Origin of the sequence: Desulfosediminicola sp. (genome assembly GCF_048381775.1) — a bacterium.
In the GTDB taxonomy this organism is placed as follows: domain Bacteria; phylum Desulfobacterota; class Desulfobulbia; order Desulfobulbales; family Desulfocapsaceae; genus Desulfopila; species Desulfopila ganghwensis.
Window position 1 is genome coordinate 51,274 of the sequence record NZ_JBLXGE010000009.1, and the last position, 16,732, is coordinate 68,005.

General features: G+C 49.4%; 13 protein-coding genes. 8 read left to right on the forward strand and 5 right to left on the reverse strand.

Features of this window, described 5'->3' with window-relative positions; genetic code table 11:
* The first annotated feature begins 247 nt into the window (after window positions 1-247).
* A complete protein-coding gene (locus ACN5NT_RS15195) occupies window positions 248-1,150 on the forward strand; it encodes an ADP-ribosylglycohydrolase family protein (RefSeq protein WP_136796540.1) in 903 nt (300 codons plus the stop codon).
* A 7-nt stretch (window positions 1,151-1,157) separates the two neighbouring features.
* On the opposite strand, the gene ACN5NT_RS15200 is transcribed toward ACN5NT_RS15195, so the two are convergent.
* The 5 genes from ACN5NT_RS15200 to hisD form a co-directional block, all read right to left on the reverse strand.
* A complete protein-coding gene (locus tag ACN5NT_RS15200) occupies window positions 1,158-3,791 on the reverse strand; it encodes a sigma 54-interacting transcriptional regulator (RefSeq protein WP_136796539.1) in 2,634 nt (877 codons plus the stop codon).
* A 107-nt stretch (window positions 3,792-3,898) separates the two neighbouring features.
* On the reverse strand, window positions 3,899-4,831 hold the full coding sequence (locus tag ACN5NT_RS15205) for a ribose-phosphate diphosphokinase (RefSeq protein WP_136796538.1): 933 nt from the start codon (window positions 4,829-4,831) through the stop codon (window positions 3,899-3,901).
* A 23-nt stretch (window positions 4,832-4,854) separates the two neighbouring features.
* The gene (gene leuB / locus ACN5NT_RS15210; protein WP_136796537.1) at window positions 4,855-5,928 is read right to left on the reverse strand and encodes a 3-isopropylmalate dehydrogenase; all 1,074 of its coding nucleotides are present in this window, start codon (window positions 5,926-5,928) and stop codon (window positions 4,855-4,857) included.
* Between the two features lie 120 nt (window positions 5,929-6,048).
* Window positions 6,049-6,729 (reverse strand): 16S rRNA (guanine(527)-N(7))-methyltransferase RsmG, encoded by a 681-nt coding sequence (rsmG, locus tag ACN5NT_RS15215; protein WP_419175995.1) that lies wholly within the window; start codon window positions 6,727-6,729, stop codon window positions 6,049-6,051.
* A gap of 49 nt (window positions 6,730-6,778) precedes the next feature.
* On the reverse strand, window positions 6,779-8,083 hold the full coding sequence (gene hisD / locus ACN5NT_RS15220) for a histidinol dehydrogenase (RefSeq protein ID WP_136796535.1): 1,305 nt from the start codon (window positions 8,081-8,083) through the stop codon (window positions 6,779-6,781).
* 426 nt (window positions 8,084-8,509) lie between these two features.
* On the opposite strand from hisD, the gene ACN5NT_RS15225 reads away from it, so the two are divergent.
* The 7 genes from ACN5NT_RS15225 to ACN5NT_RS15255 all read left to right on the forward strand — a co-directional run bounded on the left by ACN5NT_RS15225 (window position 8,510) and on the right by ACN5NT_RS15255 (window position 16,461).
* The gene (locus ACN5NT_RS15225; protein WP_419175996.1) at window positions 8,510-9,574 is read left to right on the forward strand and encodes a radical SAM protein; all 1,065 of its coding nucleotides are present in this window, start codon (window positions 8,510-8,512) and stop codon (window positions 9,572-9,574) included.
* Between the two features lie 88 nt (window positions 9,575-9,662).
* Window positions 9,663-10,682 (forward strand): uroporphyrinogen decarboxylase, encoded by a 1,020-nt coding sequence (gene hemE / locus ACN5NT_RS15230; RefSeq protein ID WP_419175997.1) that lies wholly within the window; start codon window positions 9,663-9,665, stop codon window positions 10,680-10,682.
* Between the two features lie 69 nt (window positions 10,683-10,751).
* Window positions 10,752-11,369 carry an HD domain-containing protein gene (locus ACN5NT_RS15235; RefSeq protein ID WP_228721320.1) on the forward strand — a complete coding sequence of 206 codons (618 nt, stop codon included), beginning with the start codon at window positions 10,752-10,754 and terminating at the stop codon, window positions 11,367-11,369.
* A 26-nt stretch (window positions 11,370-11,395) separates the two neighbouring features.
* The gene (locus tag ACN5NT_RS15240) at window positions 11,396-12,631 is read left to right on the forward strand and encodes an NAD(P)/FAD-dependent oxidoreductase (protein ID WP_419175998.1); all 1,236 of its coding nucleotides are present in this window, start codon (window positions 11,396-11,398) and stop codon (window positions 12,629-12,631) included.
* Window positions 12,632-12,984: 353 nt separating this feature from the next.
* On the forward strand, window positions 12,985-14,331 hold the full coding sequence (locus tag ACN5NT_RS15245; protein ID WP_136796531.1) for a sodium-dependent transporter: 1,347 nt from the start codon (window positions 12,985-12,987) through the stop codon (window positions 14,329-14,331).
* 572 nt (window positions 14,332-14,903) lie between these two features.
* A complete protein-coding gene (locus tag ACN5NT_RS15250) occupies window positions 14,904-15,575 on the forward strand; it encodes a hypothetical protein (RefSeq protein WP_419175999.1) in 672 nt (223 codons plus the stop codon).
* A 199-nt stretch (window positions 15,576-15,774) separates the two neighbouring features.
* On the forward strand, window positions 15,775-16,461 hold the full coding sequence (locus ACN5NT_RS15255) for a hypothetical protein (protein ID WP_419176000.1): 687 nt from the start codon (window positions 15,775-15,777) through the stop codon (window positions 16,459-16,461).
* Window positions 16,462-16,732: the final 271 nt, after the last annotated feature.

The following is a 16,732-nucleotide window of genomic DNA, read 5'->3' on the forward strand; positions in this document are numbered from 1 at the left end:
TATCAGGGATAGCAGCAACCATCCATGAAGGTTGTTTTGTATTCGAAAGCTATCGCATACGAGTTTTTATTGTAACGACAACATTGAATATAAGTATATTTATCCAATATTCAAAAACATTTACAACTTTCTTTTTCTGAAATAGACCCGCTTTTTTTGACACCAAACAGGTTGGGAACTATCCTGTTTGACTAGATGGCAGCATTAATATTTATTGTAGAAAATTATACCCTTGCGGAGATCATAAATGAAAACGAATAGTAAGGCCATGGTTCTCGCTTCCTTTGCCGCCGATTCACTCGCTCTCGGCGCTCACTGGATTTATGACACCAGCAAAATAGAGACCGAGCTCGGTATAGTCGATCAACTCCGACCACCAGTCCCGAATTCGTTCCATTCCTCCAAAGAAAAAGGTGACTTCACTCACTATGGTGACCAAGCCCTGCTACTTCTTCGTCATCTCGCCGAAAACGGTGGCTTTGACCTCCATACTTTTGCCAATGCGTGGCAGCAATTCAGCAACAGCTATTCAGGTTATCGGGACAGTGCAACCAGGAAAACGCTTGAAGCGTTGGAGTGTGGTGCTTCAGCCGAAGATTGCGGCTCAAACTCAAGCGATCTCGGCGGACCGGCACGCATAGCCCCCCTGATTCATTGGTACAAACATGATCCGGAACTGCTTATGAAATTCGCCCGACAACAGACCCGTCTCACCCACAAGGGAGCCGGAATTGCGGCAACGACTGATTTTATAGTCCACGCTTCACTGAAAGTGCTCGGTGGAATTGCTCCGCAACAGGCAATTGAGACCCTGGTTGATGATGGTCTTGCAGATATCGATCTCGATATGCGGGTACGGAGCAGTCTGGAAACCGTAGCCGATGACAGTCGCGAAGTTATTACCCGTTTCGGCCAGATGTGCAGTACCAGCGCAGCCCTGCCCGGAGCTGTTCACCTCATCTGCGCCTACCAGGACAACTTGCAGGAAGCTCTGGTACAAAACGTCATGGCGGGGGGAGACTCAGCAGCCCGGGGCATGATAGTCGGTATGATTCTTGGAGCATACCAGGGACTTGACGGGCTTGAACAAAACTGGCTCAAAGAAATGCGGGCCACCGAGGCAATCAACAATTATCTGGATAAAGCCTGATCCATTATCAGATCATCACCACAAACAAAACGGCCAGAGTAATCAGGAAGCTAAAGGGAATCGCCAGAACAGCTGAATCCACAATTACATCGTTCACTCCTCTGGCGATTATACGGTAAGTGGCATACATCGATGCCAGCAATCCGCCAACCACAGTAAATATCTGCAATACAAAGGTACTGTCAGGGCTGAGCAGTCTGGAGTGGTCAAATACCGCCTCCTGACCAAATGCATGCTTTATCGCCGGTAATATACTTCCTGCCTCACTGACAAAAACCTCGAAATGCACCGCCATATATCCACCCAGAATGAGCGGAATAAAGCCATAACCAAGCATTGGCAGGAGAAACTCCCTATCCATTCCGCCCTTCCATGACTGGACCTGTACCATCAGGTAATAGCCAATCTGAAATATCAGAATTCCCAGGAAGAATATAACGGACCCGGTTAGTGCATTGGGCAGCCAGATGTTATAGTTTGCCAGCATTCCGTTCAACCACAGGACCAGCGTTGAGAACTCGCTATGCAGAGCGAAAGGGAAAAAAATTGCCCCGAGCGCAACGATCAGAAACGAATCAGCCCTTCTCGGAGTCTGCAGTGACCAAAGCTCCTGCGGTGCCAGTCGGAGATTCAGATGAATGGAACTGTTACGGCAGTTTTTCACACAGTCGCCACAGAATATACAGTCCCTGTTATTATCAACCAGGTATGGATGCCTGAACATAGGGCAACCACCTTGAACCTCCCCGCCACCAAAGCAATTGTGCTCTGTACAGCGGTTAAGGCAGACATGCCTGTTGGAGCGAAGCTCCAGAATAGACGGCATGGCAAAGATGGCGTTAATCGCTCCCAGCGGGCAGAGATAACGGCACCAGGTTCTGCGTGAAAAGAGCACACTGCAGACGCAGGACCCAATGGTTACAGCCAGAATAATCCAACCGGTCAGAACAGGGTTGCGATACGCGTTCCAGACAATCTCAACCCAGAGCACCAGAATGCAGAGCACCGCCATGATCCAGCCCGAATAATTTTTGATGAAATAGGGCGTATTCTTTTTGGGTTTTATCAGGCTTTGCAGTTGCTTACCCGGCATAGCCAGAGTACAGACACTGCACCATGTTCTGGCCAGGAAAAAGAACGAGAAGAAAAGCAGAGGCCAGCCGATCGCCCAACTCATGATGAGGCCGACATTCTTTTCAGGTTCAGTGGAACCGAGAAAAAGCGCCAGCACGGTGGCAGCAATTACCACACCAACCACTCCCTGCGGCAAGGTAGGGAATTTTTTGGAGGTCAGAAACGCCCTGAAAAACGGAATCCGCAGCAGGTTGAATTCCCACTTCCCCTCAGTCTTGGGTAATCCCAGGAGGATATTATCCGAGAGCAGTTCCTCTTCCTTGGCCAGCATCACAGCCCTTCTTATCACACTGGAAAGTTCAGTGAGATTGCCAGGCCAGTCATAGTTCATCAGATTACCCAGAGTTTCCGGGGACACCTTCAGGATACTTTTCCCATACTCTTTGCTGTACCGGCCGAGATAATGCTCAATCAGTCGCGGCAGATCACGTTTATGCTCCCGCAATGCAGGTACACTGAAGTGCTGACGCTGGAATATCTGCAGTAACTCCGGGATGATCTTGCCGGTATTTTCAAGATGATCAAGATCCTGGGTCGAAGTGAACACAACTCTCGACTGCATGGCGATAGGCTCGTCGGAATCAACATGGGAGAAGGTGTTTCTCTCCATGGCCTCCACCACCTTCTCCTGGATATCCTGCGGCATCAGGCGAATTTCGTGAAAGGCGATGGTGCCACCGTAGCCACGTTCAAATATTCCAGACTGCTGAGCCATGCCAAACGGCGAGTTTACCTGCTTCGTACCGAACAGCTTCTTCTCCAGCAAAACCGGGTCATGCTCCCGCAGGTCTATCTCTACATATGGGCCTTCAAAACGACTGCTCTCGGCATGAATCTGGCGGGCAATGATTTTCTTTCCGGTACCGGACTCTCCAGTAAGGATGTACGGCTCGTTATTGGCCGCAAAAGCACTGATAACAGTCTGAGCCTGACGGGCGCTCTTCGAGTGGTAGATAATCGACTGTTTTTTCTTTTCAAGTCTGCGCAACTTGATCTGCGAAAGATTTCTTTCCCTGAACAGGATTACATCATCGGCGCTGGATTTTGCATGGGGATCATTGTGGCTGGCTGTATCGGCCTGATCCAGATAGGCCACACGCAGTCTCTCGGCAAGGGCTTCATCAAATTTCTTGTGCACCAGCGGGTTCACCAGCAGCACGGAACGAAAAATCCTCCGCTCAAAACAGATCAGCACCAGATCAAAAAGCGCTTTGACGCTCAGGGATCGGGGCTTTCCGGTAATCATACTGGTCTCACCGAAATGGCCACCCTGTGCAACACGGCCTACAACCCGGCTGTCTCCGTCCTCACGTTCAAGTACCAGCTCAACTTCGCCCTGGGCAACCACGTAAAACAACTCACTGCTATCCCCCTGGCGATAGACATACTCGCCCTCCTGCACGATCTGAACCCTGCAGCAATCCGCATATGCTTCGAGATCGGAGCGACCTACCTCTGAAAAGATAAGAGAATGATGGAGATGCTCTGCTATAAGTTGCTTCTTCATTTTCGTCAGACCCGCCTACTGCTTTACCTTCCACTTCGTTGTAATCACCATTTCTTTAAAAAAGCAGGCGGTCACAAACGCACTGTGCTGCGCGAACACTGGTATGGCTACTTCAAATCGTTATCTAAATGCAAATATTTTCGCATAACATCTGCAAGCAAAGGGGCAACTGAATACACATCCAGCAAGGTGTTGCTGGTACGGCCGGGGTAACTGTCCGAACCGATAATACGCTGGATGGGGCTCGCTGCAAGTTTCTCTTCTGCCTGGCCAGCAAGCACCAGGTGAGTTGCCATGACAACAACGTCTCGCGCCCCGGCGTCAAGACACCTCAAGGCTGTCTGTACAATCGATCCACCGGTGCGAATCATATCATCGCAGACGATGGCTGTCCTGTTTTTTACAACACTCGATACCTGGCTGACTATGGTTTTGTCGGTATCGTAGCGATCTTTGTCTGCGGCTGTATGTGGGCAATCGAGCAGGCTTGCCAATCTGGCGACCCGCTTTGAAAAACCGTAATCAGGTGAGACAAGTACATAATCTGTAAGATCGGATTGCCTGATCTTTTCAACCACCAGGCTGTCGGTCCAGATATGATGGGTGCGAATCGCCCCTGCATGTGCATGGAGAACCGCCTCAGAGTGGAGGTCGACAAAAGCGACAAAGTCAGGTCTTGCCTGAAAGATCTGGCGGGCTCGGGTAATGCCTTTGGGGATTTCAAAGGAAAATGGTCTGGCCCGCTCCATGGTGGAATAGCCCAGATAGGGAATGACCACATTAATGGAAGCCGCATTCCAGTATCTGCCCCCCTGGATGAGGTCAAGCAGTTCCTGATACGCGGCTTCACTGTGGGTCGCACCCACTATAATGAGGTTCTTGCCCGCAATTGAACTGGGGAAGGCGTGATAGCACTCTCCATCGGCGAAGGTCTTCCGAACCATCTCAGAAAACTCCACCCCGAGAATATCGGCGACTTTTCGGCCCAGGACTGTTGACGCCTCGTTGGCGACAACTACCAGACTTGATTTCAGAGCCATATGTTCACACCTCCCTCCAAAGCTTACAGTGCGGCGACGATAGCGTCTCCCATTGCTGCGGTTCCAACCGCTTTGCTCTTATCAACCGCGATATCACCGGTGTAAATACCCTTTTCCAGGGTCGCCTCTACAGCGGCATCTATAGCGTCTGCGGCCTCATCAAGACCAAAGCTGTAACGCAACATCATACCCGCTGAGAGGATCTCGGCAATAGGATTGGCAATTCCCTGACCGGCGATATCCGGGGCAGAACCGCCGGCCGGCTCGTAAAGTCCGAATTTATCAGCGTTAAGGGAAGCAGAAGCTAAAAGACCCATAGAGCCAGTCAACATCGCTGCTTCATCGGAGATAATATCACCGAACATATTACCACAGAGCAGCACGTCAAACTGATGCGGATCCCTCACCAACTGCATGGTGGCATTGTCCACGTAAATATGATTCAGCTCCACATCCTGATATTCCTTATGCACTTCCATTACCACTTCGCGCCAGAGCACCATGGTAGTCAGTACGTTGGCTTTGTCAACGGAGGTTACTTTATTGCTGCGCACCCTTGCGGCCTCAAAAGCCATACGGGCAATACGCTCGATCTCTGCACGGGTGTAGAGCATGGTGTCATACGCCTTCTCATCGGCTCCTTCACCTTCACGGCCCTTGGGCTGACCGAAATAGATATCGGATGTCAGCTCGCGCATACAGAGGATATCAAAACCATCCTGTACGATATCAGGCCGGAGGGGGCAGGCTGCAGTAAGTGACTTAAAGACGCGTGCGGGACGCAGATTACAGAAAAGATCGAAGTGTTTTCTCAGCGGCAGCAGTGCGGCACGTTCCGGCTGCTCCTGCGGTGGAAGGCTTTCCCACTTGGGGCCACCGACAGAACCAAAAAGGATTGCGTCACTGTTTTCACAAAGCTCCAGGGTGGATGGAGGCAGCGCCTGCCCGTGATTATCAATGGCTATACCGCCAACATCAGCAAACTCGTAGGACAGCTCAAAAGAAAACTTTTTCTGGGCAGCATCAAGAACCTTGATCGCCTCAGCCATCACCTCAGGGCCAATACCGTCACCCGGCAGAACCGCTATCTTTTTCATCTCTTCTCCTTACTTGTTCAACCTGCACAACTTGAATGTATTGCACAATCTCCGAAAGCCCAGTTATTCAAGCAGTTGCCAAGGTCGTTTATTACCAAATTTGAATTTAACTTGCCAGTGCTACAAGCGGGTATTCGTCAGGAAAACCAGCATATTTCGCTCTGCACCGGAAAAAGGCAGTCGGCAGGAAAGGGTCTTCGATTGCACATAACCATTTTCACGCACAATCGTTTCCGCTCTCTCCAACTCCTGCTGCCACTTCGGTCCCTTCATACAGATCACTTGCAATCCGGGATTTGAAAACCGCGAAACCATCTCCAGAAACGGTCCTACCTCACTCACTGCCCTGCTCGTTACATGGGTGAAATCCTGATCAGAGGGCAGCAACCGCTCATCTTCCACCCTGCAGGCCAGTGCCTCAACACCTTCAAGTTTCAAGGTACGGGCCACATGCTTGAGAAAAGATATGCGCTTCAGACGTGGCTCCACCAGTGTAAGCCGCACTTCAGGCCTGGCGGCTTTCAACACAAGCCCGGGAAAACCAGCACCTGAACCCACATCCAACAGATGAACATCCCCACCTTCAAGTAGTGGCAACAGGGTCAGGGAGTCGATAAAATGATTTTCGACGATCTCTTCATCCGTTGCCCCTTTGGCTATCAGGTTCACCTTGCGACTCCATTTCCTTAACTCTGTGAAGTACACAAAAAGGCGCTCCACGGCCTCCCCGGAAAGGGAAATTTCCAGGATAGCCAGACCCTTTTCAAGCTTTTGGGTAAAGATGGTTTTACTCTCGCTCACACTACTACTCGTAATTTATATTTGATCAACCCCAGTGTAACACTGTTGCCTATTTTACCCGCACCGCAACAGAGTTGGCATGGGCGGTGAGACCTTCCAATCTGGCCAGCCTCTGAATATGCTCACTATCTGCCTTGAGGGCTCTCTCTGAATAACTGATGATTGAACTCTTCTTTAGAAAGGTCTCAACACCAAGCGCTGAAGCAAAGCGCGCCGTGCCCATGGTGGGCAGCACATGGTTCGGGCCTGCGAGATAATCGCCCGCTGCTTCCGGAGTGTGGCTGCCAAGAAAGATCGCACCTGCATGGCGAATAAACGGAACCTGCGACCAAGGGTCTGCAATCATCATTTCCAGATGCTCAATGGCGATATCGTTGGCAAGGCTGACCGCCTCCTCCAGGTTTTCCGCAATCAGGATCACACCACGATCGGCGAGAGATTTCCTGGCAATCTCTTCACGGGAAAGCTCCCCGAGCTGACGCTCAAGCTCCGCCGGTATAGCCTCTGCCAATTCCCGGTCGGTGGTTACAACCACAGCTAAAGCCAGGGTGTCGTGTTCTGCCTGGGCAAGCATGTCGGCAGCTATATTTTCCACTTTGGCAGTCTCGTCCGCCACAATCAACACTTCCGACGGCCCTGCGATCATATCGATACGGACCATGCCAGAGACAAGCCTTTTGGCCTCGGTAACAAACTGATTGCCCGGACCCACAATCACATCAACCTTCGGAATAGTGCGGGTACCATAGGCGAGAGCGCCAACCGCCCAGGCTGAACCTGCCTTAAAAATCTGAGTGATGCCGATTTCCTGGGCCGCCACCAGCAGATGCGGGCTGATCTTACCATCAGCATCCGGCGGTGTCATCATCACCCTTTCAGGAACACCAGCTATTGCAGCCGGTATACCGTTCATCAAAACTGAAGAAACAAGTGGGGTCGAACCACCCTGGCCGCCAGGTACATAGAGCCCTGCCGAGTCAACCGGCCGTACCAGCCTGCCTACGATGGTCCCGTCCTCCCGTGTCTGCATCCAGGAATCTTCCATCTCACGCTCATGAAATGACTGAACACGCTCTATTGCCAGGGACAATGTCTCCAAAAATTCTTCACCGACTGCAGTATAAGCAGCCTGCATTTCTTCCGCAGATGCCTGCAGCTGCTCCACAGACAGGTTCGGAGCATCAAATTTTCGTCCATACTCGACAACTGCGTCATCGCCTCTGGTGCGCACATTATGCAGAATCTCTTCAACCACGTGCTGACAGGAATTGTCTGCGTCCTGAAAACGTTGCAATAAATCGGAAATAATGTCATTTCCTTCCGGGCTGGTTGTAGATACAGGTGTTATAATCATGGTTATTCTCTTGAAGTTCTCTGATGATTATCTGGCTTTGTGCGGGAAAACCATTCCCTTGAAATAAAATGCCAAGAAAATTTGGCTCTGGTTTTAATGAAGCGCCTCTGCTGATGACTCATATCGGGGTTGATCAGTGCACATGCTACCAATCCAACTTTTCGGCAGGCGTAAATATAGACCAACAGATAATAGCCGACCATTAGCAAATTACAAATAAAATGCGTCCAGGCTGCCCAATTTCAAGGTTTGAGGCTCAACAAGCGGGTCAATCTCGTCCGGCGAATTGAAAATACTTTATTTTTTATCGTGAATGCTTAGAGTTAGCTGATCAGACGACTTTTCGCCTTTGCCCTGCCCTAAAAAGGCAATATAGTGGGCAACTGAATATTGTTTTTAGAAATTTCTCATCTGGAGATACTATATATGGAATTTGAGCCAAAGTGGATAGCCTGGGAAACAACCCGTCGCTGCAATTTAAAATGCGTGCATTGCCGGTCGTCTTCCGAACTTGAGGCCAATGAACACCCCGATTTTTCTTTAGAAGAAGCAAAAAAGATACTTGATGACATCGCCTCTTACGCCAGTCCTGTTATTGTTTTGTCGGGCGGCGAGCCGCTGTTGCGGGAAGACATCTTCGATATTGCCAGATACGGGTCAGACCTCGGTTTCAGGATGTGCATGGCCACCAACGGCACCCTGGTCACAGAAGAAATCTGCAGGAAAATGAAAGATTCGGATATCCGAATGGTTTCCCTGAGCCTCGATGGTGCCTGTGCCGAAACCCATGACGACTTCCGCAATCAAAAAGGTGCGTTTGAAGGCACGATGAAGGCCATCGAGCTTTTTAATGCCTACGGTATTCCTTTCCTGGTCAACTCGTCATTCACGGTTCGTAACCAGAAAGAGATTCCTGAAATTTATAAGCTGGTCAAAGGACTTGGCGCCACTGCCTGGTACATGTTCATGATCGTGCCCACCGGTCGTGGCGAGGATATCATGGCTGAGCTCATTCCGGAAAAACTTTACGACGAAATTCTGGAATGGCATTACCAGGTGGAAAAGGAAGAAAACGAACTGCTGATGCGCCCCACCTGTGCCCCGCATTATTATCGCATTGTTCGCCAAAAGGCCAAGGAAGAGGGAGAGAACTTCAAGCGGCGCAACCTGAAGTTTTCCACAGGCGGTTCAAAGGGCTGCCTCGCCGGCCAACTTATCTGCTTGATCGACGTTGATGGCGAAGTCCTGCCTTGCAGCTATTTCCCAAAATCTGCCGGTAACATCAAGACCACCGAATTCAAAAAGATCTGGGAAGAGTCCGATCTGTTTCTGCAGTTGCGCGATTTCAAGAGTTACAAAGGCAAATGCGGAGAATGCGAATATGTCGGCGTATGCGGCGGGTGCCGAGCCAGGTCATACGCCATGACAGGTGATTTCCTTGCTCCTGAACCTTTCTGCAGCTATACTCCACTGAGAATACAAAAAAAGTAAAGCGTAGCTGAACGGAAATGCCCATACCCCTATCTGGTAACAGTTTCCGTTTCAAACGCCTTTTCAACAAAAATCGATAAAGGACAGTATGAACGATACATTTCTGAGGGCTTGTCGCGGTGAGAAAACAGACTATACTCCAATCTGGATGATGCGCCAGGCAGGCCGCTACCTGCCCGAATATCAAAAGGTTCGTGGTAACGTTACCTTTCTGGAGCTCTGCAAATCACCCGAACTCTGTGTGGAAGTTACCCTGCAGCCCATCGACCTTCTTAATATGGATGCAGCGATTCTCTTCTCAGACATCCTCATCCTCATGGAGGCCATGGGCGCTCCATTGGATTTCCACGAAGGTAAAGGCCCCGTATTCGCCACCACCGTCCGGGACCAGGCCAGCCTGGACAAACTGATTATTCCGGACCCGGATGAGGCCACAGGCTTTGTCATGGAGACCATCAAGCTCCTGAGAAAAGAGCTGAAAGTACCGCTGATTGGTTTTGCCGGTGCTCCATTCACCTGTGCCACCTACCTGATTGAAGGCGGCAGCTCGAAAGTGTTCTGGGAAACCAAAAAGCTCATGTTTACCCAGCCTGAGCTGTTCCACGGCCTGATGGAAAAAATCACCGAGGCGACCATTCTCTACCTGCAGGCCCAGGCCCGGGCTGGTGCCCAGGCACTGCAGCTTTTCGACAGCTGGGCTGGCATCCTCGCCCCATGCGACTATGAAGAGTTCGCCTATCCATATGTTCGTAAAATTCTGGCCAGCCTGAAGCAATATGATGTCCCGCTGATTTATTTCGCCAATAACGGTGCTACGCTGCTGGAGTACTCGGCAGAATCGGGTGCAGACGTGGTTGGCCTTGACTGGCGTATAAATATCAAAGACGCCATCGCCAGGGTTGGCAATAAAGCTGTTCAGGGGAATATTGATCCTTTTGCCTTGCTGCTGCCGGAAGACAAGCTGAAAAACCGCATCCAGAGGTTACTCGATGATGCCAAAGATGCCAGAGGCCATATTTTCAATCTTGGTCACGGCATTCATCAGTTCACTCCGCCTGCACAGGCAAAGCTTGCCGTCGATCTGGTCCATGAACTGAGCAGCAAATAAAAAACTGCTGCGCTCTACTGATTTCACTTTTAACCCAGGTGGAGGTCACAGCCTCCACCTTTTTCAGTAATGTCCCCTACCATCCCCAATACATCGCGCTGTCTCGCCCTGATTGACGATTTTTCCATGCTGGAAAATATTCGGCGCCATTCGCTCATGGTGGCCCGGGTTGCCGCCACACTGCACCAGGGACTTACAGAGGTCAGCACCGCCGTCCCTTCGCAGGAAATTATACTTGCGGGAGCGCTGTTACACGATATCGCCAAAACGCGATGTCTTGAAGAAGGATGCGCCCATGCAGAGACCGGAGCGGCAATCTGTAAGGACCTTGGTTATCCCGAAATTGCCGAAATCGTCGCCAACCACGTTCTCTTGTCTCATTTTGACCAGAAGCGTTACAGCCGTGGTGAATTTAACGCCACGGAGATTGTCTATTACGCCGACAAAAGAGTCCTTCATGATCGCATAGTTTCACTGGACGAACGGCTCGAATACATTCTTGAGAAGTATGGGGCTGGCAACCTGCTCAGGGAATCAGTCATCAAAGAAAATTTTCTCCACTGCCAGAAACTCGAAATACAGTTGTTCTCACACCTTCCTTTTTCCGCAGATGATACCGAAAAGATGGTACAGCAAAGAAACTGGACCGACATCAATCTTCACCATTATCCGCCCCTCTGTAACTGAGCGTCGGATTCTTTACCGGATAACAAATGAAAAAAATCGTTGTCGTAGGCGGAGGAGCCTCAGGACTCCTGGCCGCAGGTCAGGCTGCCTTATCAGGTGCCGATGTTCTGCTTCTTGAGAAAATGAAAAAGCCTGGTAACAAAATTCTCATCAGTGGCAAGGGAAGGTGCAACATCACCAATGATTCCGATGTGCACAACCATCTTAGTCATTTCAATCGCAGCGGACGTTTTCTACACCAGGCTTTTGCCCGTTTTTTTGTACCCCATCTTATGGAGTTTTTCACCGAAAACGGGCTGCAACTGAAGACCGAAAGAGGCAACAGGGTTTTCCCTGCCAACGGCAAAGCGCAGGATGTATTACACACTCTCCTGCGATGGCTTCAGCAAACAGGAGCAAAGGTAGAGTGTTCGAAAGCTGTGACGGGTTTACACATCGAAGACGACAGAGTCATTGGCGTCTTTTGCGGCAACCAGCAGATCGCTGCTGACGCAGTTATTCTTGCAACAGGCGGTGCATCCTACCCTGCCACCGGTTCTAGTGGAGACGGTTACAACATGGCTCGAAACGCTGGTCATACCATTGTGCCGGTTCGTCCTGCGCTGGTACCTCTGGTGGTGAAAAATCATCTCCAGAGCCTGGCCGGCCTTGATCTTCGAAACACCGGAGTGCGAGTGTTCGTGAATGGTAAACGCAAGAAGGTCGAGTTTGGCGATCTAAGCTTCACCCGTTCCGGAATCGGTGGACCCGTGATTTTGACTCTGAGCAAATTCGTCATTGAGCAACTCGATAAAAATAGACAGGTATCAGTAGCACTTGACCTTAAACCCGCTCTTGATGACCACAAGCTCGACGCCAGGCTACAGCGTGATTTCAGCACCAGACACACAGAGGAACTGCAATCTGTCCTGCGCGGCCTGCTGCCCAAGCAGATTATTCCTCTCTGCCTGGAGCAAACAGGTCTTTCCTCTACCATGCTGGCCGGAACCATTTCTGCCAAAGAACGTACTATCCTAAAAGATTGGCTGAAAAATGTCAGTTTCGAGATAAGCGGTTATCGCTCCGTGCGTGAAGCAATTGCTACAGCCGGTGGCATAAAGGTTAAAGAGGTAAACCCCAACACCATGGAGTCCCTTTTAGTTCAAGGCCTCTATGTAACCGGTGAACTCCTAGATATCGATGCTGACACCGGTGGCTATAACCTGCAAGCCGCGTTTTCAACAGGCTGGCTTGCAGGGCGCTCAGCTGCCACCTCATCCTGAGTCGCTGCCCCCCCTTGCCCGACTCTTTATAAAATTGTGTTTCAGAGGCATCTCGACCCGGGAGAATTTCGCCGAAGCCTCTGAAACAACGGACACCTCTTTTTTTCTGCCGAATAATATTTTTCAGCAGGCGACTCAAGCCTAACAAGGTACCACACTGTAGTCTTCTGATATTACATCCCTTTCTGGCCACCAAACTCCAATCTACAAATTTGTAATTCTTCACGGATTCATCGATATTGCCTATTTTTTTCGGTGTATTCCGCGATATCGCCTAAATAAATTATTGACATCGACATTATTTGCTCTACATTAGTTTGCTTTCAAATCAACTTACGTTAAGGAGTTAGAATATGCGTAATCATTGGAGTAGCAGGTTTGGATTCATTCTGGCGGCTGTCGGTTCAGCGGTCGGTCTGGGTAATATTTGGAAATTCCCGTATATCACAGGAATGAATGGCGGTGGTGCTTTCGTTCTCGTTTACTTGATAGCCATCCTGTTCTGCGGTCTGCCTATACTCATGGCAGAGTTCATCATCGGACGTCATTCACAAAAAGACGTTGTCGGCTCTTTTCGGGAACTGACACCCAATTCTCCATTCTGGAAAAGCGTAGGTTGGCTCTTTCTCTCAGCGGCTTTCATTATTCTCTCGTATTATGGAGTGGTCGCTGGCTGGACCCTCGATTATCTGTTCAAGTCACTCACCGGTTCATTCTCCGGAGAGGACCCTGAAGTGATCGCAGGAATGTTCGGCGCTCTCGTTACCGATCCGGTACGACAGATATTCTGGCTCACCTTGTTTGTTGGCCTCTGTATCCTCGCTGTTATCAGTGGTGTAAAAAAGGGACTGGAAGGCTGGAACAAAGTTCTTATGCCAACCCTGTTTGGACTCATCATCATTATGGCCGTTTACGCCATGACCACAAGTGGCGCGAAAGAGGGTCTGAAGTTCATGCTCTACCCTGATTTCTCCAAGCTCACCATCAACGGTGTCCTTGAAGCTATCGGCCACTCTTTCTTTACCCTGAGTCTGGCAATGGGTGCCATGATCACCTACGCAAGCTACATGGATAAAAAAGAGGCTATTTACCCTGTCTCCATCCGTATCGCGTTCCTTGACACACTGGTGGCAATTCTCGCCGGTCTTGCTATCTTTCCGATCGTGTTCTCTGTCGGCCTCGAGCCTGGTGCAGGCCCAGGTCTGATTTTCAAGACTCTGCCAACCATTTTTGCAACCATTCCGTTTGGTAGCGCTCTGGCAGTAATGTTCTTTGTACTGCTCGCTTTCGCCGCGCTTTCTTCCGCTATCTCACTGCTGGAAGTACTCACTGCGTTTATGATCGACGAAAAAAAGTTCGACCGTAAAAAAGCAACCATCTGCATGGCAATCGTTGTCTACATCGCCGGTATTCCGTCAGCGCTCTCCTACTCGGTGCTTGCTGATGTCAAATTCTTCGGCATGGAGATCTTCGACTTCCTTGACTATGTGGCAAGTAACTTCATGCTGCCAATCGGTGGCCTGCTGATTGCAATTTACGCTGGTTTCATCATGGACAAACGTATTGCCCAGGCTGAGATTACAGAGGATGGTCAGGCATATCTTGCCATCTTCAATATCTGGTACTTTGTAATTCGTTACATTGCCCCGATTCTCGTTCTGGTCGTATTCCTCACCAAGATTGGGATTATCAAGATGTGATGGGTACGCCTCGTGCGTAACTACTCTCATTGAACAAAGGGGTTGGCGCTTCAGTGCCAACCCCTTTGTCATTTTAGATTTCAACTCAAGCTCAGCGGGAACTGGTCGGACGTTGCCCATGAGGTGGCAGGCGGATAGGAGGGGATGTAAATAATATGTACTCAATTACTTATTGAACTGTGATTCCCGCCCAAAGACCTTGTCCTAAAAATGTCTATGATGCGGTTTCATATCTCCCCCCTCTCACCTTACGTCCCTCACCTCCCCCCCTCACAAAGCTTCTACTGAGGATTCGTAGCAATCTGACGGACCTTGAGCCATATGCTCGAATTATCGTCCTTTAAACCCATTTTCCCTCCAAATATTAAGGTGTTCTGTGACATTACTATGGCACTTGCCCCCATTTCCTGGTATTTGTTAAGGCTTTATGAGGAAATCGTTTCAACACTGTGAGCAAATCATCCAACGCAGAGGAATTACAGATACAAATCAGCTTGAATTCCTATCGAATTATTTCTCGTCAGTGAACGGTATCGTGTTTTGGCATTTAAAAGGTGAAATGGAGCAAGAGAATGGAGCATCTGGAACGTTATAGAGGTATTCATGTAATATTTGCAATAACCCTGTTTATAGGCGCCGTTGTTCTCCTTTTGCCGCCCCAGACATCAGACTTAATGATAAAGGAAGATGGACCTATTGAGATGCTTTCGGCAATAGGCTACCTCATTGCGGCTGGCTGGTTGTTTAATGGAGGCTTTCAAAAACGCCTGAGCCATGGCTTTTCATCAGGGACTATTGTACTCTTTCTCGGGCTTCGCGAACTTGATTTTCATACACGATTTACCACTATGGGGATTTTCAAAACCCGATTCTTCATAAGCGACACGGTCCCTCCAATGGAGAAAGCCATTGTCTCCCTTATTGTTATTGCAATGCTTCTCGGCTTGTTTCTGTATGCCAGGAAACATTTGCCGCAATTCATTGCCGGTCTCAAAAGCAAGGGCCGGACCGCTATCTCAATCGCCTGTGCTATTGGTCTGGCTGTTTTCTCTAAAACACTCGATAGAAATTCTGACCTGATAATGGATTGCGTAGCCCTGATCAGTTCAATCGATATCACCCAATTGCTTCGCGTCGCCGAAGAGACATCGGAGTTGGCTATTCCACTCTTTATTCTCCTTGCGATCTCCTATTCTCAATTGAATGAAACAGAGCCTGAGTTTGCGCCCGCAATTGAACATTGATCAACACCAGCCCGTTGTTCTTTTGCCTGCATTATATTTATGCTGACAGCAGGGAGGTCATTCTCCCTGCCGCTCCATCCTATATAATTTCCCCGCACCCACTCCTTACATATTGATGCATCATATTCAGTACTGTAACATATCCATAGTAAGCAGTAATTCTACTACGCTCTCGGTACAGGTAATTTGCTGATGTCTCATGATGAACCGGGCTACAGTGCGCGCACAAAAAAATACCATAGAGTTCTTTTCAATTTTTCTATTACTCACAATTCTGGGGATTACTCTTCTCTATGTGCCCGAGGACTTGCTCGACCTGCTTATTGAGGAAAACGGCCCTATAGAAATGATGACAGCCGTCGGGCTTTTTGTCGCTGCGGTGTTGCTTCTCTGGAGTGGCTACATGAAACGTCAGCAGTTCCATTTTACCTCAGGCATTGTAGTACTTTGCCTCGGCCTACGTGAACTTGATTTCCATTGCCGTTTCACTACAATGGGAATTTTCAAGAGCCGCTTTTTTCTCAGCGAAAAGGTTCCGGTGAACGAAAAAAACATTGGGGCCATAATTGTCCTGCTAATGTTTTTCGGGCTTATCTGGTACACCAAAGCCTACTACAAACGCTTCATGATCAACCTGCGCAATGGGCAGATGGCCTCTATCTGCATTGCCCTGGCTATGGGTATTGCAATATTCTCCAAGACACTCGACAGAATGTCTGACCAACTTAATGCGCTAATCTCTTCTCTTTTGTTTATTGACCCGACAACATTCATACGAATTCTCGAAGAGACTTCTGAACTTGCGATTCCTTTCTTTATTCTGCTGGCGATTATGGAAAACCGACATGGGTATCAAAATAGATCGAGCTCTTCCCAGCGCCCATGAACACGCGCCCCCTCTCGTCCTGACACCAATGAGAATCCCCTAGTCTCACCCTCCCCCGCTTCTCTCGCCTAACCCACTCTCAGCCAGCGAAACTGACAACCCCGGCGCCACGCTCAAAACTATCAGGACCGGGTTTTGCCCCATTGATTTTTTCTTGAGCCATAACATTGTCTCAATTTACTGTCCCTCATCTTCAATGCGGCATAACACTCTTTCGATCGTACTCTTTCCTCATTGTCTTCATTCACCTCTTGTGAGAGAATTCCTACAG